17 protein-coding genes are annotated in these 18,623 nt (G+C 73.2%); 6 read left to right on the top strand and 11 right to left on the bottom strand.

The window, feature by feature from the left end:
- Positions 1–43 precede the first annotated feature (43 nt).
- From ACGFIR_RS09975 to ACGFIR_RS09990, 4 genes are all read right to left on the bottom strand, one after another.
- On the bottom strand, positions 44–1,045 hold the full coding sequence (locus ACGFIR_RS09975; protein ID WP_393003884.1) for a YihY/virulence factor BrkB family protein: 1,002 nt from the start codon (positions 1,043–1,045) through the stop codon (positions 44–46).
- A complete protein-coding gene (locus tag ACGFIR_RS09980; protein WP_393003886.1) occupies positions 1,038–2,042 on the bottom strand; it encodes a diacylglycerol/lipid kinase family protein in 1,005 nt (334 codons plus the stop codon). Before ACGFIR_RS09980 ends, ACGFIR_RS09975 begins: the two co-directional genes overlap by 8 nt.
- A 151-nt stretch (positions 2,043–2,193) precedes the next feature.
- The gene (locus tag ACGFIR_RS09985; RefSeq protein WP_393003888.1) at positions 2,194–2,772 is read right to left on the bottom strand and encodes a Clp protease N-terminal domain-containing protein; all 579 of its coding nucleotides are present in this window, start codon (positions 2,770–2,772) and stop codon (positions 2,194–2,196) included.
- Positions 2,772–3,008, bottom strand: a complete 237-nt coding sequence (locus ACGFIR_RS09990) for an HTH domain-containing protein (protein WP_089001290.1) — start codon at positions 3,006–3,008, stop codon at positions 2,772–2,774. The genes ACGFIR_RS09985 and ACGFIR_RS09990 overlap by 1 nt, the downstream gene beginning before the upstream one ends.
- Positions 3,009–3,111: 103 nt before the next feature.
- Between ACGFIR_RS09990 and ACGFIR_RS09995 the strand changes: the two genes are divergently transcribed.
- A complete protein-coding gene (locus tag ACGFIR_RS09995; RefSeq protein ID WP_393003890.1) occupies positions 3,112–3,546 on the top strand; it encodes a VOC family protein in 435 nt (144 codons plus the stop codon).
- On the opposite strand, the gene ACGFIR_RS10000 is transcribed toward ACGFIR_RS09995, so the two are convergent.
- From ACGFIR_RS10000 to ACGFIR_RS10020, 5 genes are all read right to left on the bottom strand, one after another.
- On the bottom strand, positions 3,543–4,208 hold the full coding sequence (locus tag ACGFIR_RS10000) for an alpha/beta fold hydrolase (RefSeq protein ID WP_393144328.1): 666 nt from the start codon (positions 4,206–4,208) through the stop codon (positions 3,543–3,545). The genes ACGFIR_RS09995 and ACGFIR_RS10000 overlap by 4 nt on opposite strands.
- Positions 4,209–4,351: 143 nt before the next feature.
- Complete coding sequence (locus ACGFIR_RS10005; protein ID WP_393144330.1) at positions 4,352–4,750, bottom strand: hypothetical protein; 399 nt, start codon at positions 4,748–4,750, stop codon at positions 4,352–4,354.
- A 38-nt stretch (positions 4,751–4,788) separates the two neighbouring features.
- Complete coding sequence (locus ACGFIR_RS10010; protein WP_393144332.1) at positions 4,789–5,457, bottom strand: carboxymuconolactone decarboxylase family protein; 669 nt, start codon at positions 5,455–5,457, stop codon at positions 4,789–4,791.
- Positions 5,458–5,623: 166 nt separating this feature from the next.
- The gene (locus ACGFIR_RS10015; protein ID WP_393144334.1) at positions 5,624–6,343 is read right to left on the bottom strand and encodes a VOC family protein; all 720 of its coding nucleotides are present in this window, start codon (positions 6,341–6,343) and stop codon (positions 5,624–5,626) included.
- 153 nt (positions 6,344–6,496) lie between these two features.
- On the bottom strand, positions 6,497–7,099 hold the full coding sequence (locus ACGFIR_RS10020; RefSeq protein ID WP_393144336.1) for a hypothetical protein: 603 nt from the start codon (positions 7,097–7,099) through the stop codon (positions 6,497–6,499).
- Between the two features lie 832 nt (positions 7,100–7,931).
- Here ACGFIR_RS10020 and ACGFIR_RS10025 point away from each other — a divergent pair.
- The 3 genes from ACGFIR_RS10025 (at position 7,932) to ACGFIR_RS10035 (ending at position 12,270) form a co-directional block, all read left to right on the top strand.
- Positions 7,932–8,753, top strand: a complete 822-nt coding sequence (locus ACGFIR_RS10025; protein ID WP_393144338.1) for a universal stress protein — start codon at positions 7,932–7,934, stop codon at positions 8,751–8,753.
- A gap of 133 nt (positions 8,754–8,886) precedes the next feature.
- Positions 8,887–11,289, top strand: a complete 2,403-nt coding sequence (locus ACGFIR_RS10030) for a phosphoketolase (RefSeq protein ID WP_393144340.1) — start codon at positions 8,887–8,889, stop codon at positions 11,287–11,289.
- 108 nt (positions 11,290–11,397) lie between these two features.
- Positions 11,398–12,270: a universal stress protein gene (locus ACGFIR_RS10035; RefSeq protein WP_393003906.1), complete on the top strand. Its 873-nt coding sequence runs from the start codon at positions 11,398–11,400 to the stop codon at positions 12,268–12,270.
- 62 nt (positions 12,271–12,332) lie between these two features.
- Here the strand turns inward: ACGFIR_RS10035 and ACGFIR_RS10040 are convergent, their stop codons facing one another.
- Positions 12,333–14,675 (bottom strand): heavy metal translocating P-type ATPase, encoded by a 2,343-nt coding sequence (locus ACGFIR_RS10040; protein ID WP_393003908.1) that lies wholly within the window; start codon positions 14,673–14,675, stop codon positions 12,333–12,335.
- 189 nt (positions 14,676–14,864) lie between these two features.
- On the opposite strand from ACGFIR_RS10040, the gene ACGFIR_RS10045 reads away from it, so the two are divergent.
- Positions 14,865–15,875: an Acg family FMN-binding oxidoreductase gene (locus ACGFIR_RS10045; protein ID WP_393144342.1), complete on the top strand. Its 1,011-nt coding sequence runs from the start codon at positions 14,865–14,867 to the stop codon at positions 15,873–15,875.
- Positions 15,876–16,018: 143 nt separating this feature from the next.
- On the top strand, positions 16,019–17,650 hold the full coding sequence (locus tag ACGFIR_RS10050; RefSeq protein ID WP_393144734.1) for a GAF domain-containing protein: 1,632 nt from the start codon (positions 16,019–16,021) through the stop codon (positions 17,648–17,650).
- A 10-nt stretch (positions 17,651–17,660) separates the two neighbouring features.
- Here ACGFIR_RS10050 and ACGFIR_RS10055 read toward each other — a convergent pair whose 3' ends face one another.
- The gene (locus ACGFIR_RS10055) at positions 17,661–18,299 is read right to left on the bottom strand and encodes a response regulator (protein WP_393003912.1); all 639 of its coding nucleotides are present in this window, start codon (positions 18,297–18,299) and stop codon (positions 17,661–17,663) included.
- Positions 18,300–18,623: the final 324 nt, after the last annotated feature.

An 18,623-nucleotide genomic window follows, 5' to 3' on the forward strand; every position in this document is an offset into this window, starting at 1 on the left:
CCGATCGGCGTCGCGCGTACACCGGGAGGTGTCCGAATCAGAGCTAGAGCGCGGTCATCTCGCCGGTGTCGTGGGTCTCCACGCGCTCGGTCTCGGGCTCCCAGAGGTCCGGCTGGGCGGGCTCCCGCACGCCGATGCGCAGCGCCTCCAACTGGGCGGCGAAGGAGAGCCCCCCGAAGAGCGCCATGCCGGTCAGGTTGGCCCAGAGCAGCAGCGCCATCATCCCGGTCAGCGCCCCGTACGTCTGGCCGAAGCCGCCGCTGAACCGCACGTACGCGGCGAGCAGCAGGCTGGCCACCCACCACAGCACGGTGGCGATGCCGGCGCCCAGGAAGAGCCACGACAGGCCGGGCTGCTTACGGCGGGGCGCGTGCCGGAAGATCACCGCGACGGCGAGGACGGTCAGGCCCAGGCTGAGCGGCCAGCGCACCACGTCCCAGAGGCCGTTGGCGAGTTCGCCCCAGGCGTAGTGCCGCTGCACGGAGTCGCCCATCGGGCCGCCGCCGACGAGGATCAGGAACCCGGTGAGCGCCGGTACGCCGGCGATCAGGGCGAGGACGGTGGCGCGGACGTACTTCCACAGCGCGGGCCGGTCCCGCTCCACGCCGTAGATCCGGTTGGCGCCGCGCTCGATCTGCGCCATGGTGCTGGTCAGCGCGACCAGCCCGGTGACCAGGCCGAGGCTGAGCGCCAGCTCGCCGGCCCGTTCGGTGCGGTCCCCCTCCCCCAGCAGTTCGGCCACCATCGGCTCGCTCGCCCCGGGGGTGAGCGCGAGCACCGTGTCGGCGACCACCCGGCCGCCCTCCGCCACGCCGAGTTCGCTGATCAGGCCGGTCAGCGCGATCAGGAACGGCACCACGGCGAGACAGAGTTGCAGCGCGAAGGCCCGGGAGTGGCTGAACCCGTCGCCGTAGCGGAACCGGATGAACGCGTCCCGCAGCAGGTGCCAGCCGCCCTGCCTGCGCAGTGTGTGCCAGGCGTCGTCGGCGTTGAGTTCCTCGTCGGACATCAGCCGGGTCTCCGGCACCATGCGGGTGCTACTCACGGCGGGCTTCCTCGACGAGCCGCTCACCGCGTTCGCCGGCCGCCTCGGCGTCCTCGGCCAGGTCGGGATCCTGCGCCGGCTGCGGCACGCAGAGCCACAGCGCCCGCCGCCGGATCTCGGCCCTGAGGGTGCGCCCCGGCTCGATGAGATCACCGTCGAGTTCCCGGGGCTGGGGCCGGTTGCTGGTGATCTCCACCCGCCTGGCCCGGAAGACCTCCATCCGGGGGACGCGGTCCTGCCGGCGTACGACCGCCCAGCCGAGCGCCAGCCAGTGCCGCAGCGTACGCGGGGTGAGCACCGCGACGTCGAGGTAGCCGTCGTCCGGTTCCGCGTCGGTGAGCAGGCGTACGCCGCCCTGGAGGCGGCCCACGTTGGCGACGAGGACCGAGCGGGCCCGGCGCCGGATCGGCTGCTGGTCGTCGATGCGGATGGAGACCCTCATCGGCCGGTCGCGCAGGTGCCGGGCGGCCCCCACGACGTACGCCGGCCAGCCGATCCGCTTCTTGGTGGTCTCCGAGGTGTCGGCGAGCATCTGGGCGTCGAAGCCCATGCCGGCCATCACCGTGAAGTAGTGGTCCTCGACCGCGCCGACGTCGAGCAGCCGGCGGCCACGCTCGACGGCGACCTCCAGCCCGGCGGCCAGGTCACCCGAGAGCCCCAGGTTGGCCGCGAGCAGGTTGCCGGTGCCCTGGGGCAGCACGGCGAGCGCCACGTCGGTGCCGACCAGGCCGCTGACGCAGGCCATCACGGTGCCGTCGCCGCCGCAGGCGAAGACGACGTCGACGCCGGCCTCGACCGCCTCCCGCGTCTGGCCCCGGCCCGGGTCCTCGACCGTGGTCTCGAACCACAGCGGCTCGGGCCAGCCGGCCGCGGCGAGGGCGTCGGTGACCGTACGACGCAGTTCGTCGAGGTCGGCCACCTTCGCCGGGTTGACCACCACCGCGGAGCGCAGACCGCCGTGGTGCGCCGCGCGCTCCCTGTCCTGTCGAGCATCCACGGCGCCAGTGTGCAGCAGATCCGGTACGGCAGCGACCCGGCGACGTGGTGACGTTACGCGCAACGAAAACGCGTTTATCCTCGCTCTCCCCCGTTTCCCGCCCGTCGTCGGCAACCTCGTGATCGGCGGGCGGGGTGGGGTCGGGGGACCGTCAGGCGGGGGTGTGCAGGGCGGACTCCACCCGGCGGCGCAGGTCGTCGAGGTCGGCCCCGGCCTCGGTGAGCACCAACGCACCCAGCCCGTGCCCCTCGCGGAGCACGCCGAGCAGGATGTGCTCGGTGCCGATGTGCCGGTGGCGCAGTCGCAGCGCCTCCCGCAGCGCCAACTCCAGCACCTTCCTGGCACGCGGGGAGAAGGGGCCGCCCGCGTACCGCCGGCGACCCCAGCGGCGGCGCGGGGCCGGCGCGGCCTCGCGCAGCGCGTCGGGGCCGAAGGACTCCTCGATCCGGGCCACGATGGCGGCCAGGTCGATGCCGATCTCACGCAGGGCGGCGGCGTCGGCGTCGGCGAGGCCGGTGGCGCTCCGCTCGGTGTGCCGGCGGACGCGGGCCCGCAGGTCGTCGGCGCGCAGGCCGGCCTCGGCGAGCACCCGGGCGGCGAGGCTGTCGCCGTCGGAGAGCAGGGCGAGCAGCAGGTGCTCGGTGCCGACGGGCCGCTGGCCCTCGGTCCGGGCCTCGTCCCGGGCGTCCCGCACGACGGTGCGGGCCCGGTCGGTGAACCGTTCGAACATCACGCCTCCCAGGAGGATCCGACCGCCGGACGACCGGCGTGCTTCTTGTGGACCGCCTGCCGGCTGACCTCGAGTTCGTCGGCGATCTCCTGCCAGGACCAGCCCTGTCGACGGGCGTTGTCCACCTGGACCACCTCGAGCCGCTCGAGCAACCGGCGCAGCGCGCGGACGGCACGGAGCCCGACCCGGGGGTCGGTGCTGCCGGCTGCCGCCGCGAGTTCCGTCGCCTGACTCATGTCGTCAACTTACGTTGACACGGGCCGGATGTCAACCCATGTTGACACCCGACCAGGGCGACCCCGCGCGGACGATGGCAGGCCCCGCCTCTACAGTGGATCGATGGCGTCGGTCAAGCAGATCCAGGTCACCTTCGACTGCGCGGAACCGGAGCGCGTCGCTCGCTTCTGGTGCGAGGCGCTGGGGTACGTCGTACCGCCTCCGCCGGAGGGGTTCGCCACCTGGGACGATTTCGACCGCTCACTGCCGCCCGGGAAACAGGGTGCCGCGTTCGCGTGCGTCGACCCCTCAGGCGTTGGCCCGCGGCTGTACTTCCAGCGTGTCCCCGAAGGCAAGGTCGTCAAGAACCGGCTGCACCTCGACGTACGGGTCGGCACCGGCCTCGTGGGTGAGGAGCGCGTGGCCGTACTCGAGGCCGAGTGCGCACGGCTGGTCGCGCTCGGCGCGGTACGCGTGCAACTCCTGCTCGCCGACGACGACAACGAGTCGTGCCTCGTGATGCAGGACGTCGAGGGCAACGAGTTCTGCCTCGACTAGCGCGCCCGCGAACCGGCCCCTTCGCCCAGGTACGCGGTCAGCCGGTCGGCGAGCTGCTCCGGATGGCTGAGCGCCACGCTGTGGCAACCGTCCATCTCATCCGGTGCGACGCCCAGCCGGTCGGCGGCCACCCGACGCTGGAAGTCCGCCGGGAAGAACCGGTCCTCGCGGGCGATGAGCACCTTCGTCGGCACGGCCGGCCATGACTCCAGCGGCCACGGCTCTTTCCACTCCGCGCTGACCTGCGCCCGGCCATGAGCCGCAGCCTCCGCCACGATCTCGGCCGGTACGCCGTTGTGGAACTGCTGCTCCTCGGTCAGCCCCTCCGCTTCGCGGTGACCGGTGTTGCCCCACCAGTCCCCGGGCTTCTCGCCGGGCTTCGGCACCATCGGAGTGAGCAGGACGATCAGCCGCACCGGCAGCCTGTCGGCGATCAGCGGCGCGGTGAGCGCCCCGTACGAGTGCCCGACGACCACGAGGTCACGCCGGTCGCCGATCGCGTCGACGACCGCTTCGCGGAACTCGGCGAACCCCGCCGAACTGTCCTCGATCGGCAGCTCCGGCACCGCCACGTCGTGGCCGCGACCGGTCAACTCGGGCACCAACAGGTGCCAGCCCCAGGCGCTGCCTCCGCCGCCGTGGATCAGAACGAAAGTCGCCATGCCCCGAAGCCTCACACAAGGCACCGACAGCCGACCGGAGAGTCCGGTTCGCCACGGTTAGGTCGACCGCCTCACCGGCACTGGCCCACCCGCGCCCTCAGCGCTGCCGCCGGACCGACCGGACCCACCGCCGGCCACACGTGCTACCGATGTCGCGGTAGAGCGGGCGGCGTCGACTCCAGTTCGTCGAGCAGCGCCTGCAACCGGCCTCGGCACCGCAGGATGAGGTTGGCGATCTCGTCGAAGGTCGCCGCGTCGACGGAGCCGCTCTCGAACCACATCGCGCACACGGCCGTACGACTCTGCACCAGGTACGTCGCGGCGGCTTCGACCAGCCCGAAAAACTCGTCCCGGCGGTCCGCGGAGACGCGCTGCGCGACATGTCGTGCCGCACGCAACGGCTCGCCGGAAGCGGTGAAGATCGCGGCAAGGCCGCCGTCGACCTGACCGGCTCCGATGTGCGCGAGAAGGTACTCCAACTCGGTCGCGGCCAGCGTCAGCCTGCCGACGGCCAGGACCGTCTCGTCGGTGAGTCGCCGCATCAGCCAACCGTAGTGGACCCGGCCCCGATTGGGCTTCCTCACATGCCGCCGGCGGAGCCCGGGCTGCCGCCAGGACTCCTCGCGCGCGTCCCGGGCGCCGCCGCCGTGGGCGTACGCGGCTGGGCTTGACGGCCGTAGGTGACGGCTTCCCGGACGAGCCGGGGTGCCTTCTCCGCAAGCTGCGGATCCGGCCGTGCTCCCAGCGCGTCGTTGACGGTGGAGAACGCCAGCCGGAACGCGATCAAGGCCGTCGCCTCGAAGATCTCCTGGTCGTCGAGACCCGCGTCGCGCAACCGCTCCACGTGCGCCCCGGTCGTGGCATTCGGATCCCCGACGACCTGACGGGACCAACCGGCGAGTGCGGCCTCCCGTTCGGACAGGTCGCCGTCAACGCCCCGCAGCACCCCGGCGGCGGTGGCCTCGTCACTGAGTTCGGCCAGTCGGGAGCCCCACGCCAGCGCGCAGTAGGCGTCACCGCGGGCGGCGGCGGTGGCCGCGACCATGACGGCCACCTCCCTCGACGACAGGCCTGAATCGGCCAGGAGATCGGCACGCAGGGCCTGGAAGGACGCCAGCACGTCCGGACGCCAGGACCAGACACGGGTGAGGTTGTTGACGTATCCGTCGGAGGCGAGATCGGCCTCGTAGGCGGCGGTCACCGCTGGGCTCTGCGGCGGATCGGCGAGGAAGGCGTCCGGATGGTTCATAGGGTCAGTGTGCGGCACCCCGCGACCGCCCAGAGACCGATAATCGACAGCTCGGGAGTCACGTTCCCACCCGGGTCCGCCGCTCACCGCCGCGAGTCCGCCGGCTCACCGCAGCGCCGCCGCGACTTCGACGGCTCACCGAAGTGCCGGCAGCGAGTCCGGCGGCTCACCGTAGTGCCGCAGCGAGTTCGGCGGCGTTCTCGAACGCAGGCGCCGCCCGTTCGATCTCGTCCTCACCGAGCACGACGCGTTCCGCGCGCGCCAGCATGTCGGTTGCCGTCTCCGGGTCGTGCAGCACCATCGCCAGTTCGGCGCGGTAGATCAGAACCTCCACCTGCGTGACCGGGTCGTCGTCGGCCCTCGGGTGGGTCAACGCGCCGTCGAGGATCCGGACGGCCTGCCGGACGTCACCCCTGGAGTCGGCCTGCACGACAGCGTTCGCCAGAGCCCTGGCCAGCCGCCCCTCGGGCGCGGTCGCCGGCTCAGCAGGAGAGCTGGCGTGCCGAACGACGCGAATCCAGTTGCCACCGGGGTCGATGACGCTGAACCCGCCCAACCCGTCGTAGTTCTTCCGCGCTCGGGGTCGGGTCATTCGCGGTGTGCCAGACACCAACACCTTGCCGTACGCGGCCCGCATGCCAGCGGCGAACGCCCGGTGCAGTCCCTCGATGTCCGAGGTGAGTACGAGGCAGGAGCCGTATGACTGCTCCGGGTCGAAGCCGGCGATCTCGAAGAAGTGCAGGTTCAGATCCTCGCGTTGCAGCGCCACGTACGGGTTGGGCTTGCGTTGCTTGTACGTCGTACGGAACCCGAGGACTTCGTAGAAGGCGGCGATGTCGTCGATGGATGCGCACGGCAGCAGGGGAACGGTCACCTCGTTGGCCATGCCTCATTCCTAGGTACCGAAGAACCTCCGTCGCACATGGAAATGACCGATCGTCCGGCCGGCTCACCCGATCGGACCGTCGGCACAGACGCCGCTGGCCGGCAACCCCGGGTGGGGTACCGGCCAGCGGCATCACTCATGCACGTGCGCGGGTCAGCTGTTCCAGTGCTCGGCGACCAGGTCGGCGGCCATCTGCTCCCACTGGGCGTAGTGGTCGGGGTACGCCGACACCTGCACCGTCTGCGCGGCCTTGGTCAGGGGCATGTCCTGCCATCCGTCGACCTGCTTGAGGCCCTTCAGGAAGGCGGTGGTGGAGTATTCGGGGTTGGTGATCTGCTCGACCGTGCCCCACCCGCTGGACGGGCGCTGCTGGAACAGGCCCTGCGAGTCGTGGTCGTTGCGGTCACCCAGGTGACCCAGGTTCTCCAGCTTCGACTCCTGCAACGCGGTCGCGATCGACACCACGGCCGCACGCTCGTCCATGCCGGCCTTCTTCGTCGCCGCGATGATCGCCTTCACATTGGCCACCTGCTCGTCGGACAGGTCGACACGCGACTGCGCGCCCTGCACACCATGCGGCACCAACTTGCCCTTATCGACCGACGGCTTGTCAGCCTGCACCGCGACGGCGGTGATCGGGGCGGTGGCCTCGACGGGGGCGGTGGAGTCGGCGTGGTTGAGCGGACCGGCGGCCAGACCACCGGCAACAGCCAGACCAGCGATACCCAGAACGCTCTTACGCATGAACGTGTTCATCACAGATGCTCCATTCGGGGGTCGACACCCACGCACCGAGGAGGATCGGCTACACGCGGGTGCAAGCACCGTCAGGCGCCCAATGAACTTCGAAAGGGGAAACTCCAGTAAGGGACTGGAGGAAGATCAGATCGGTCACGTCAGCCACGGAACCGGGCTGTCTCGCGGGGCGGGGGATGCCCTCACGTCGACCGTGACCATGTGTAACCACGACCGGCCCGCCACCATTCCCGGGGATCCCAGCCCGCCGGCTCAAAGCGAGGCGGTGTGGCCTCGTTCCCTTCGGGCGGATGGCCCTCCCCGCACGGAGCGGGTTGGCCCTGCTCGGTCGTACGCACGGTGTAACGACCCCGCCCCGGCCACGATTCCGCCCCCACGATGCGGCCGGTCACACCCCGAACCGGATATCCCGCCCTGACAGACCGACGGTGGAACATAACCGACCAACTCCAACCCGACACCCGCCCACAGACCGGATAGTCGACGTATCTGGGCCGAGATGACGGCTCGCCGAGATGTTGTTAGAAAACGGCCCCTGGAGGGGCACATTCCTACCAAGATCTCGCCAGACCGAGAACTCGGCCGGACCGGGACCGAAAGTCGCCGCGGGCGGACGCAGCAGTGGGGACCGACGCGGTGTGGCCCGCGTGCCCGGGCGCAGGGATCAAGCCTGACCGCCCGGAGCCGGGCACGGCGGGCCACCCCCACCACGACGCCCCGTAACAGACCCCCACGCACGAGCATCGCGACGCCCGCAATCCCGCCCGCAGTGGTACCGACGCGACTAGCCTCGACGGAAGGGCCGGGCGCGACGCCTGCGGAGGTGATTCGGATGGCCGCACCCACCGACGCGGCGGTGCTGGTCGGGCTCGGCACGGAGCGCAACCTGCCCGTGGTCAGGCTGGCGGCACAGGAGGCCGCCGCACACGGCCGCTCGCTGTGCCTGCTGCACGCGTTCAACTGGACGGCCGCGCTGGAAGCGCCGTCGGTCGCGGGGCCACGCGCGGACGCCGAGGAGCTGATGTCCCGGGCCGCGGAGATCGCCAACGAGGTCGCGCCGGCGCTGCCGGTGGGCGGCGAGATCATCGAGGGTGCCCTCGTCGAGACCCTGCTCCGCCGGTCGGAAACGGCGTTCCTGCTCGCCGTCGGGGACGGCGGCATGGCGACCTGCGGCGAGTGCGTGCCGGCCGACGCGCCGGCGGTGCAGCTCGCCGCCCGGGCCGGCTGCCCGGTGCTGGTGGTCCGCCGGGAGCCGCCGCCGCAGGGGCCGGTGCTGGTCGGGGTGGACGGGTCCGTCAGCTCGCAGGCCGCGCTGGAGTGGGCGTTCGAGTGCGCGGCCGGGCGGGAGTCGCGTCTGCTGGCGGTGCGCGTCGTCGAGCCGGAGGAGGACGGCGAGGATCCCGGGCTGCTCGCCGACATGGTGGAGCGCTCGGCGCAGCGGTTTCCGTCGGTGGCCACGGAGTGCCACACGATCCGGGGCGACCCCGGCACCGTACTGGTGGAGCAGTCCCGCTCGGCGCAGGTGGCGCTGGTCGCCGCCCGGGGCGACGAGCCGGGGCGGGGCATGCTCGGGGCGGTGAGTCAGGCGCTGCTCTACCACTCCCCCGCGCCGCTGATCGTGGTGCGCGGGCTGACGGGGTTTCCGGTGGACTGACGCGAACGCCCGCCGCCCACGGGACCAACGGCCCTGATCCGCACCGGTGTCGACCGGAGATGCTGAGACCGGCCCGGACGAATCCGCGCGCTGAGGATGCAGTATCGCCCTACCCGCGAGAGGCTCATGCAGTATGGACACCGCTCTCGACCTGCACAGCCCCCTGACCGAAGACGAGCTGCGCCGGCTGGACGCCTACTGGCGGGCGGCGAACTACCTGACCGTCGGGCAGATCTACCTGCTGGACAACCCGCTGCTGCGCGAGCCGCTGGCCCCCGAGCACGTCAAGCCGCGCCTGCTCGGCCACTGGGGCACCAGCCCCGGACTCAACCTGCTCTACGCCCACCTCAACCGGGTCATCGTCGCCCGTGACCTGTCCGCCCTGTTCGTCACCGGCCCCGGTCACGGCGGTCCGGCGATCGTCGCCAACACCTGGCTGGAGGGCACCTGGAGCGAGTTGTACCACCACATCGGCCGCGACGAGGTCGGCATGGCCCGGCTGTTCCGCCAGTTCTCGTTCCCCGGCGGCATTCCCAGCCATGTGGCGGCGGAGGTGCCGGGTTCGATCCACGAGGGCGGCGAGCTGGGGTACGCGCTCAGCCACGCCTACGGCGCGGCGTTCGACAACCCGGACCTGCTGGTGGCCTGCGTCATCGGCGACGGGGAGGCGGAGACCGGCCCGCTGGCGGGAAGCTGGCTCTCCAATGTCTTCCTCAACCCGGCGCGCGACGGCGCGGTGCTGCCGATCCTGCACCTGAACGGCTACAAGATCGCCAACCCGACGGTGCTCGACCGGATCGGTGAGGACGACCTGCTCGCCATGATGCGCGGCTTCGGCTACGAGCCGTACGTGGTCGCGGGCGACGATCCGGCGACGGTGCACCAGGCGCTCGCCGGCACGCTGGACCGGGCGCTGGACGAGATCGCCGCCATCCAGCGACGGGCCCGCTCGGGCGGCGCCGCCGAGCGCCCCCGCTGGCCGATGATCGTCCTGCGTACGCCGAAGGGCTGGACCGGCCCCCGCGACGTCGACGGCAAGCAGGTCGAGGGCACCTACCGCGCGCACCAGGTGCCGCTGTCGGAGGTACGCCGGAACCCGGAGCACCTGGCGGAGCTGGAGCGCTGGCTGCGCAGCTACCGGCCGGAGGAGCTCTTCGACGCCATGGGCGCGCCGGTCGCCGAGCTGGCGGCGCTGCCGCCCCGGGGCGAGCGGCGGATGAGCGCCAACCCGGTCACCAACGGCGGGCTGGTGCTGCGTGACCTGGTGCTGCCGGACTTCCGCGAGTACGCCGTCGACGTGCAGCGGCCCGGCGCGACGGTGGCCGGCGCGACGGGTGCCCTCGGCCCGTGGGTTCGCGACGTGATCACCGCCAACCCGCAGACGTTCCGCCTCTTCGGTCCGGACGAGGTCGCCTCGAACCGGCTCGGCGCCGCGTTCGAGGTCACCGGTCGGGCCTGGATGGCCGGCATCGTGCCCGACGACGACCACCTCTCGCCCGACGGGCGGGTGATGGAGGTCCTCTCCGAGCACCTCTGCCAGGGCTGGCTGGAGGGCTACCTGCTGACCGGCCGGCACGGCATCTTCACCAGCTACGAGGCGTTCATCCACATCGTCGACTCGATGGTCAACCAGCACGCCAAGTGGCTGAAGGTGACCCGGGGCATCCCGTGGCGGGCGCCGCTGCCGTCGTTGAACTACCTGCTCTCCAGCCACGTCTGGCGGCAGGACCACAACGGCTTCTCCCACCAGGACCCGGGCTTCATCGACCACGTGATGAACAAGAAGGCCGAGGTGGTCCGCGTCTACCTGCCGCCGGACGCGAACACACTGCTCTCCACGATGGACCACTGCCTGCGCAGCCGGCATTACATCAACGTGGTGGTGGCCGGCAAGCAGCCCGCCCCGAACTGGCTGTCGATGGACGAGGCGATCCAGCACTGCCGGCGCGGCATCGGCATCTGGGACTGGGCCAGCACGGACGCCGGCAGCGAGCCGGACGTGGTGCTCGCCTGCGCCGGGGACGTGCCGACCCTGGAGACGCTGGCCGCCGCCGACCTGCTGCACCGGCACCTGCCGGAGCTGAAGGTACGGGTCGTCAACGTGGTCGACCTGATGCGGCTGCAACCGCCGACCGAGCACCCGCACGGGCTGTCGGACAAGGAGTTCGACACGATCTTCACGCGGGACAGGCAGGTCATCTTCGCGTACCACGGCTATCCGTGGCTCATCCACCGGCTCACCTACCGTCGGACCAACCACGAGAACCTGCACGTGCGCGGCTACAAGGAGGAGGGCACCACCACCACGCCGTTCGACATGGTGATGCTCAACGACCTGGACCGCTTCCACCTGGTCATCGACGTGATCGACCGGGTGCCGGGCCTGGCCGACCGGGCCGCCCACCTGCGGCAGGAGATGGTCGACGCGCGGCAGTCCTGCCGGGACTACACCCGCGAGCACGGCGAGGACGACCCGCGGGTCGCGGAGTGGCGCTGGGTACGCGAGACGGACCCCGGCCTGCGCGGTGACCAGTGAACGCGAGGAGTGAGCTTGCGAGCCCCGCAGTCGTTCACGAAAGGCCAGCCCAGTGAACGCGAGGAGTGAGCTTACGAGCCCCGAGGCAACGGACGAGAGGTGGACGCGATGAGCGGCAACGAGATCCTGGTCGGCTACGACGGTTCCGCCGACGCCGACGCCGCCCTGGGGTGGGCGCTGGAGGAGGCCGGGCGCAGCGGGCGGCCGGTGCGGCTGGCGTACGTCTTCGAGTGGCTCACCGTGGCCGGCTGGATCGGTCCCGGCGTCGCCCCCGGCGTCTGGCCGGACGAGACGGCCCGCCGGCAGGTCGAGGAGCTGGTACGCAAGGCGGCGGCGGACGCGTCCGCCGCGCACCCGGAGCTGACCGTCACGGGTGAGGTGTTCGACGGGCCGCCCGCGCTGGTGCTCCAGGAACGTTCGGCGCAGGCCGACCTGCTGGTGCTGGGCACGCGCGGGCACGGCGGCTTCGGCGGGCTGCTCGTCGGCTCGACCGCGGTGGCCGTGACCGCCCACGCGCACTGCCCGGTCGTGGTCGTGCGCGGCGAGTCGGTCGCCGGCGGGCGCACCGGGCACGTGGCGGTCGGCGTGGACGGCTCCGACTGTTCCCTGCTGGCCCTGGGCTTCGCGTTCGAGCAGGCCGAGGCGCGGCGGGTACCGCTGCACGTGGTCCGGGCCTGGCAACCGCCCGCCGGCCAGCGTCCGCCGTCGGGCCCCGAGGCGCGGGAGGCCACGGCGGCCGACCGGGCCGAGCTGGACGAGCCGCTGGCCCGGTGGGGCACCACGTTCCCCGACGTGCCGGTGACCGTCGAGGTGGCGGAGGGCCGCCCGGCGTCCCTGCTGGTCGACGGGAGCCGCAACGCCTGCCTGGTGGTGGTGGGCACCCGGGGCCGGGGCGGCCTGAAGGGGATGCTGCTCGGTTCGGTGAGCCAGCAGCTCATCCAGCACGCGCACTGCCCGGTGGCGGTGGTCCGGGAACGCTGAGCGGTGAGGAGGGGTCCCCTGCGCATCGGAAACGCGATGGCAGGGGACCCCTCCTTGCCGGCCTACCGGCCGTCGGCCGGTTCCGCCGGGCTGAGCGAGAAGTAGTCCTCCTCCTCCTGCGCGAGGTGCAGCCGCAGGATCGCCGCCAGCCCGTAGAGGGCGGCGAGCAGGTCGGTGAGCTGGTCGCGGCGCAGCGGGCCGTCGCCGGCCTGCGCGAGGTGCGCGCCGATCCGGTCCACCAGCCGCCGGATCTCCACGTGACCGCGGCTCATCGTCGAGGTCGCCTCGGCGCTGCCCAGCGGGTCGGCCAGCGCCGGATAGAGCTGACGTTCCTCGGCCGCCTCGTGCGGCAGCACCTGGTCGACGAGCCGGCGGTGCGTCTCGCGCAACGCCGGCAGGCACTGGGGCGCGTCCGGCGCGGTGGCGACCAGGTCGGCGGTGTCCCCCAGCGCGGCGAGCACGTCGCGGATCCCGCTGTGTTCGGCCGCGTACCGGTCGAGCAGTTCCCGGGTGCCCGCCGGCACGTCGCGGCGGCGCAGCCCGCCCCCGAGGGCGCGCAACGCGTTGAGGATCACCAGCACGTCGATGCCCTCCTGGAGGAACGCCCCGGCGACCGGTGGCAGCCGACCCAGGGCCGCCACCAGCATCGCCAGCACCGCGAGACCCATCCCGACGGTGGCGCTCTGCACGGCGATCCGGCGGGCGTACCGGGCGATCTCCACCGCGTCGGCGAGCCGGTCCAGCCGGTCGATGGTGAGCACCGCGTCGGCCACGTCGGCCGAGGCGGTCGCCCCGGTGGCGCCCATCGCCACGCCCACGTGCGCCTCGGCGAGGGCGGGGGCGTCGTTCACCCCGTCGCCGACCATGACGGTGACGGCCCGGCGCGCCTCCTCGCGTACGCGGGTGGCCTTCTCCGGGGGCGAGCAGCGGGCCACCACGTCGTCCACGCCCACCACCCCCGCCACCTGAGCGGCGACGTCGGGCCGGTCCCCGGTGACCATCACGATGCGCCGCAGCCCCGCCTCGCGCAGCCGGCGCACGGTGCGGCGGGCGTCGGGGCGTACCGGGTCCTCCAGCAGGATCGCCCCGATCGGGCCCCGCTCGTCGCTGACCCAGACCACCGAACGACCGGCCAGCTCGGCCCGGGACCGGGCCCGCCCCGCCCAGTCGGGCAGGTCGACGTCGAGCTGACCGACCCTGATCTGCCGGCCGTCGACCGACCCGCGTACGCCCCGGCCCGGCTCCTCGGTCACCCCCGCCGGCTCGGTCAGCGGCAGGCCCCGCTCGCGCGCCTGCGCCACCAACGCGCGGGCCAGCACGTGCGGGGAGAGCTGCTCGACCGAGGCGGCGAGCCGCAGCACGTCGTCGCGGTCGCCGTCGGGGGCGGCCACGACCTCGGCGGCGCGGGGGCGGCCGGCGGTCAACGTGCCGGTCTTGTCGACCAGCAGGGTGGCGGCCCTGCCCAGCAGCTCCAGTGAGCCGCCGTCGCGGACCAGCACCCCGCGCCGGGCGGTGCGGGAGAGCCCGGAGACGATCGCGATCGGGGTGGCCAGCAGCAGCGGGCACGGGGTGGCGACCACCAGCACGGCCACCGCCCGCACGAACTCGCCGGAGAACAGCCAGCCCAACCCCGCCAGGACCAGGGTGAACGGCACGAACGCGGCGGCGTAGCGGTCGGCGAGCCGCACCATCGGCGCCTTGTGGGCGGTCGCCTCCTCGGCGAGCCGGACGATCCCCGCGTACGTGCTGTCCGCCGCGTTGCGCGTCGCGCGCATCCCGAAGCCGGCGCCGGCGTTGACCACGCCGCTGGCGACCTCCTCGCCGGCCGCGCGCCGCACCAGCTGAGACTCGCCCGTCACCACCGACTCGTCGAGGGTCACCGGCTCGTCGACCTGCCCGTCGACCGGCACCACGTCGCCCGGGCCGACCAGCAGCCGGTCCCCCGCCGCCACCCGGTCCAGCGGCACCTCCTCGACCTCCCCGCCCGGGCCGCGCCGGCGGGCGGTGCGGGGGGCGCGGGCGAGCAGCGCGCGCAGGTCCCGGGTCGCCCGCCGCTGGGCGTACGCCTCCAGGGCCCGGCCGGTGGCCAGCATGACCGCGATCACCGCCCCGGCCAGGTACTCCCGGATGATCAGCGCGCCGACCAGGGCCAGCACGGCGATCACGTCCACCCCGAACTGCCGGCGCCACAGCTGCCGCAGCACCGACCAGGCGGCGGGCACCAGGGCGGCCACGGTGGCCGAGGCCCACACCACGTCGGCCGCGTCCCGGCGGCCGGCGAGCCGCAGCGCCGCTCCGGCCAGCACCAGCGCCGTCACCCCGGCCAGGGGTGCCCAGAGCAGCAGGCGCGACCGGTCCCGCCGTACCGGCTGCTCCGGCACGCACTCCGACGGTTCGGTTCCCACCTGCGGATCGTCCCAGCGCCCACCGCGCCCCGGAGGGCATCCGCGCGAACCGGCCGGGGCGGAACGCCCTGCCGCGCCGGGACCTGCGTACCGTGCGTCGGCAGGGGCGATGGCGCAGGATGAAGCGGCAACCCTGCCCGGGGCACCGTCGGGCTGGGGCACGATGGGGAAAAACGAAAGGTCGTGACCATGAGCCACGAGACGCCGGCGACGGACCGCCCGCTGACCACCGCACTCGCGGAGGCCGCCGCGACGGCCGGGCACGCCCCGTCGGTGCACAACAGCCAACCGTGGCGGTGGCGGGTCCTGCCGGACGCGCTGGAGCTGCGGCTGGTCCGCGATCCCCGGCTGACGGCCACCGACCCCGAGGGCCGGCTGGTGGCGTACAGCTGCGGGGCGGCCCTGCACCACGCGCGGGTGGCGCTGGCCGCGGAGGGCTGGACGGCCGTGGTGCAGCGGACGCCTGACCCGGCCGACGCGGATCTGCTGGCCCGGCTGACCGGGCTGACCCGCGCGCAGGCCGACCCGGAGGCCATGCGCCTGGTGCAGTGCATGCAGGTCCGGCACACCGACCGGCGTCCGGTCAGCGACGAGCCGGTGCCGACCGCCGCCCTCGGCGAGATCGCCTCGGCCGTCGCCGCCGAGGGCTGCCAGCTCCAGTTCCTCGACCGCGACAACGTCCTGGAGCTGGCCGCCGTCGCCAGCCGCGCCGCCTCGGTCGAGGCGGAGGACCCGCAACTGCGCGAGGAGCTGGAGTACTGGACCGACCGGGCCGGCACCGGCACCGGCCTGCCGCCGGAGGTGCTGCCCACGGAGGCGCCCCGGACCACCGTGCCGGCCCGCGACTTCGGTCGCCCCGGCACCCTGCCGGTCGGTCCCGGGCACGACCGGGCCGCCGTGTACGGGGTGCTCTACGGCGACGAGGACGAGCCGGACAGCTGGCTGCGCGCCGGCGAGGCGCTCTCGGCCGCCTGGCTGACCGCCACCCGGCTCGGCGTGTCCGTGGTGCCGCTCAGCGGGGTGGTGGAGGTCGCGGGCACCCGGCAGACGCTGCGCGGGCTGCTGGCCGGCCTCGGCTACCCGTACCTCGTGCTGCGCCTGGGGCTCGCGGACCCGGCGCACGCGGGCCCGCCGCGCACCCCGCGCCTCGACGTCGCGCAGGTGGTCGACACCTCGGCGGTGCGTTCCCCCGACGCGTAGCGCGGGCCGGGCCGACGGCTGCCGGGCGATACCATCGCCCGGTGGCCGCCAGCGAACCGTACCCCCGCCCCGAACCGCACGTGACCCCCTCGCTGGGGCTCAGCCCGCTGTCCCGGGTACGCCTCGACGAGCTGCTCCAGGAGATGCTGGACCGCGTCGGCGAGGTGGTGACCAGCCGCGAGCGGCTGCGCGCCCTGCTCGACGCGGTGGTCGGCATCGGCACCGACCTCGACCTGCGCAGCACCCTGCAACGGATCGTCGAGTCCGCCTGCGAGCTGGTCGGCGCCCGCTACGGCGCGCTCGGCGTCATCGGCCACGACCGTCTGCTGCACGACTTCATCACCCACGGCATCGGCCCGGAGCTGCACGCGAAGATCGGCGACCTGCCGCACGGGCGGGGCGTGCTCGGCCTGCTCATCGACGACCCGCGCCCGCTGCGGATGCCCGACATCACCGAGCACCCGAGGTCCTACGGTTTCCCGCCGTACCACCCGCCGATGCACAGCTTCCTCGGTGTGCCCGTACGCATCCGGGACCAGGTGTTCGGCAACCTCTACCTGGCCGAGAAGCAGGGCAGCGCGGAGTTCACCGAGGACGACGAGGAGATCGTCGTCGCGCTCGCCGCCGCGGCGGGCGTGGCGATCGAGAACGCCCGCCTCTACGCGCTGGCCCACCGCCGGGAGCGCTGGCTGGCCGCGACCGCCGAGATCACCGGCGTACTGCTGGGTGAGGTGCGCCGCACCGACGCGCTGGCGCTGGTGGCGCGGCGGGCCCGCGAGGTCGCCGAGGCGGAGATCGCCGTGGTCCTGCTCTACGACCCGGACGCCGAGGAGTTCACCGTCGAGGTGGTCGACGGCGCCTCCGAGCAGGCCGGGGCGCTGGTCGGCACGGTGCTGCCCGCCGCCGAGACGAGCTTCGCGGCGGCCGTCGCGGAGGGCCGGCACGACCAGGTGGCGGATCTGGCCCACGCCGCGCCCTGGCCCGCCCTGCTGAGTACCGGGCCCGCGGTGATCTCCCCGCTGGCCACCGCCGACGTCCTGCACGGCGTGCTGGTGATCGCCCACCGTCCCGACCGGTCGCCCGCCGCCAGCGACGACGACATGGCCCTGCTGGGCAGCTTCGCCGGGCAGGCCGCGCTGGCCATGGAACGGGCCCGCGGGCAGGAGGAGCGCGAACTGCTGGTGGTCCTGGAGGACCGCGAGCGCATCGCCCGGGACCTGCACGACGTGGTCATCCAGCGGCTCTTCGCCACCGGCCTGCAGTTGCAGAGCGCCGCCCCGATGACGACGAAGCCGGAGGTCGCCAAGCGGATCAACGCGGCGGTCGACGACCTCGACGCCACGATCAAGGACATCCGCCGCACCATCTTCGAGCTGCGCACCCCGATGAGCGCCGCGTTGCGCACCGAGATCCGGGACGCGATCGAGATGGCCGCCGAGTCACTTGGGCACCGGCCCCGCCTGGAGCTGAGCGGGCCGATCGACAGCGCCGTCCCCGACGCCGTACGCCCCGACCTCACCGCCGTGCTGCGGGAGGCGCTCTCCAACGCCGTACGGCACGCGCAGGCCGAACACGTGACGGTGGCGGTACGGGTCGACGCCGGCCGGGTGAGCGTGACCGTCACCGACGACGGGGTGGGCTGCGACCCGGCCGCCGCGCGGGGCGGTCTGGTGAACCTGCGCGAGCGCGCCGAGCGCCACGGCGGCGAGTTCGACGTACGCCGGGCCGAGCCCCGCGGCACCGAACTGCACTGGTCCGTCCCCCTGCGGGACTGACCAGCGGGCGTCAGTGGCTCTTGCCGAGCAGGCGGGTGGCGAGGACGGCCGCCTGGGTGCGGCGTTCCAGGCCCAGCTTCGCCAGCACGCTGGAGACGTAGTTCTTCACCGTCTTCTCGGCCAGGAACATCTTCCCGGCGATCTCCCGGTTGGTGAGGCCCTCGGCCACGTACTCCAGGATCCGCCGCTCCTGCTCGGTGAGCGACTTCAGCTCGCGCGGCTGCTCCACGCCGCTGCGGATGCGCTCCAGCACCCGCGTGGTGATCGCCGGGTCGAGCAGTGACTGCCCGGCCGCCACCCGCCGCACCGCGTCGACCAGGTCGGTGCCGCGGATCTGCTTGAGCACGTAGCCCGACGCGCCGGCCATGATCGCCGCGAAGAGTGCCTCGTCGTCCTCGTACGACGTCAGGATCAGGCCCTTGATCGAGGAGTCCACCGCCCGCACGTCCCGGCACACGTCGATGCCGTTGCCGTCGGGCAGCCGGGCGTCGAGGATCGCCACGTCCGGCCGCAGGGCCGGAATCCGCCGGGCCGCCTCCTGGGCGAGACCCGACTCGCCGACGACCTCTATGTCCCCGCTGCTCTGCAGCAGGTCGGCCAGGCCACGACGGACGACCTCGTGGTCGTCGAGCAGGAACACGCGGATCATCCCTCGTTTCTACCCGCTTCCCACCGGCTTCGGCACGGGTCGAAGGTCCCGAACCGACAACAGGTCGCGGCAAGCGACGGCCGCGCCGGGCGGCGGCCCGGGGCGGGACAGGGCGGTCGGGTCGAGGCCCCTGACCAGCGACGGGGGCCGCTCGGGCTCCCGGAGCAGCGACGGGACCGGGTCGGGCCGAAGTTCCTGGACGGCGACGGGGCCGGTAGGGCCCGGCGGGACGGGACGTTGGGCCCTGCCCGGGCGACACCCCGGTGACGCACCGTGGATACGTACCACCCCCGCCGGCGCACGACCTGCCACGGAAGGAGCACG

The sequence above is a fragment of the Micromonospora sp. NPDC049051 genome, assembly GCF_043197575.1.
In the GTDB taxonomy this organism is placed as follows: Bacteria; Actinomycetota; Actinomycetes; order Mycobacteriales; family Micromonosporaceae; genus Micromonospora.

Bases quoted from the DNA above. Each gene is read 5' to 3' on its own strand.
- ACGFIR_RS09985 (WP_393003888.1), bottom strand. From the start codon at position 2,772: ATGTTCGAACGGTTCACCGACCGGGCCCGCACCGTCGTGCGGGACGCC.
- ACGFIR_RS09990 (WP_089001290.1), bottom strand. From the start codon at position 3,008: ATGAGTCAGGCGACGGAACTCGCGGCGGCAGCCGGCAGCACCGACCCC.
- ACGFIR_RS09995 (WP_393003890.1), top strand. From the start codon at position 3,112: ATGGCGTCGGTCAAGCAGATCCAGGTCACCTTCGACTGCGCGGAACCG.
- ACGFIR_RS10000 (WP_393144328.1), bottom strand. From the start codon at position 4,208: ATGGCGACTTTCGTTCTGATCCACGGCGGCGGAGGCAGCGCCTGGGGC.
- ACGFIR_RS10005 (WP_393144330.1), bottom strand. From the start codon at position 4,750: ATGCGGCGACTCACCGACGAGACGGTCCTGGCCGTCGGCAGGCTGACG.
- ACGFIR_RS10010 (WP_393144332.1), bottom strand. From the start codon at position 5,457: ATGAACCATCCGGACGCCTTCCTCGCCGATCCGCCGCAGAGCCCAGCG.
- ACGFIR_RS10015 (WP_393144334.1), bottom strand. From the start codon at position 6,343: ATGGCCAACGAGGTGACCGTTCCCCTGCTGCCGTGCGCATCCATCGAC.
- ACGFIR_RS10020 (WP_393144336.1), bottom strand. From the start codon at position 7,099: ATGAACACGTTCATGCGTAAGAGCGTTCTGGGTATCGCTGGTCTGGCT.
- ACGFIR_RS10025 (WP_393144338.1), top strand. From the start codon at position 7,932: ATGGCCGCACCCACCGACGCGGCGGTGCTGGTCGGGCTCGGCACGGAG.
- ACGFIR_RS10030 (WP_393144340.1), top strand. From the start codon at position 8,887: ATGGACACCGCTCTCGACCTGCACAGCCCCCTGACCGAAGACGAGCTG.
- ACGFIR_RS10035 (WP_393003906.1), top strand. From the start codon at position 11,398: ATGAGCGGCAACGAGATCCTGGTCGGCTACGACGGTTCCGCCGACGCC.
- ACGFIR_RS10045 (WP_393144342.1), top strand. From the start codon at position 14,865: ATGAGCCACGAGACGCCGGCGACGGACCGCCCGCTGACCACCGCACTC.
- ACGFIR_RS10050 (WP_393144734.1), top strand. From the start codon at position 16,019: ATGCTGGACCGCGTCGGCGAGGTGGTGACCAGCCGCGAGCGGCTGCGC.
- ACGFIR_RS10055 (WP_393003912.1), bottom strand. From the start codon at position 18,299: ATGATCCGCGTGTTCCTGCTCGACGACCACGAGGTCGTCCGTCGTGGC.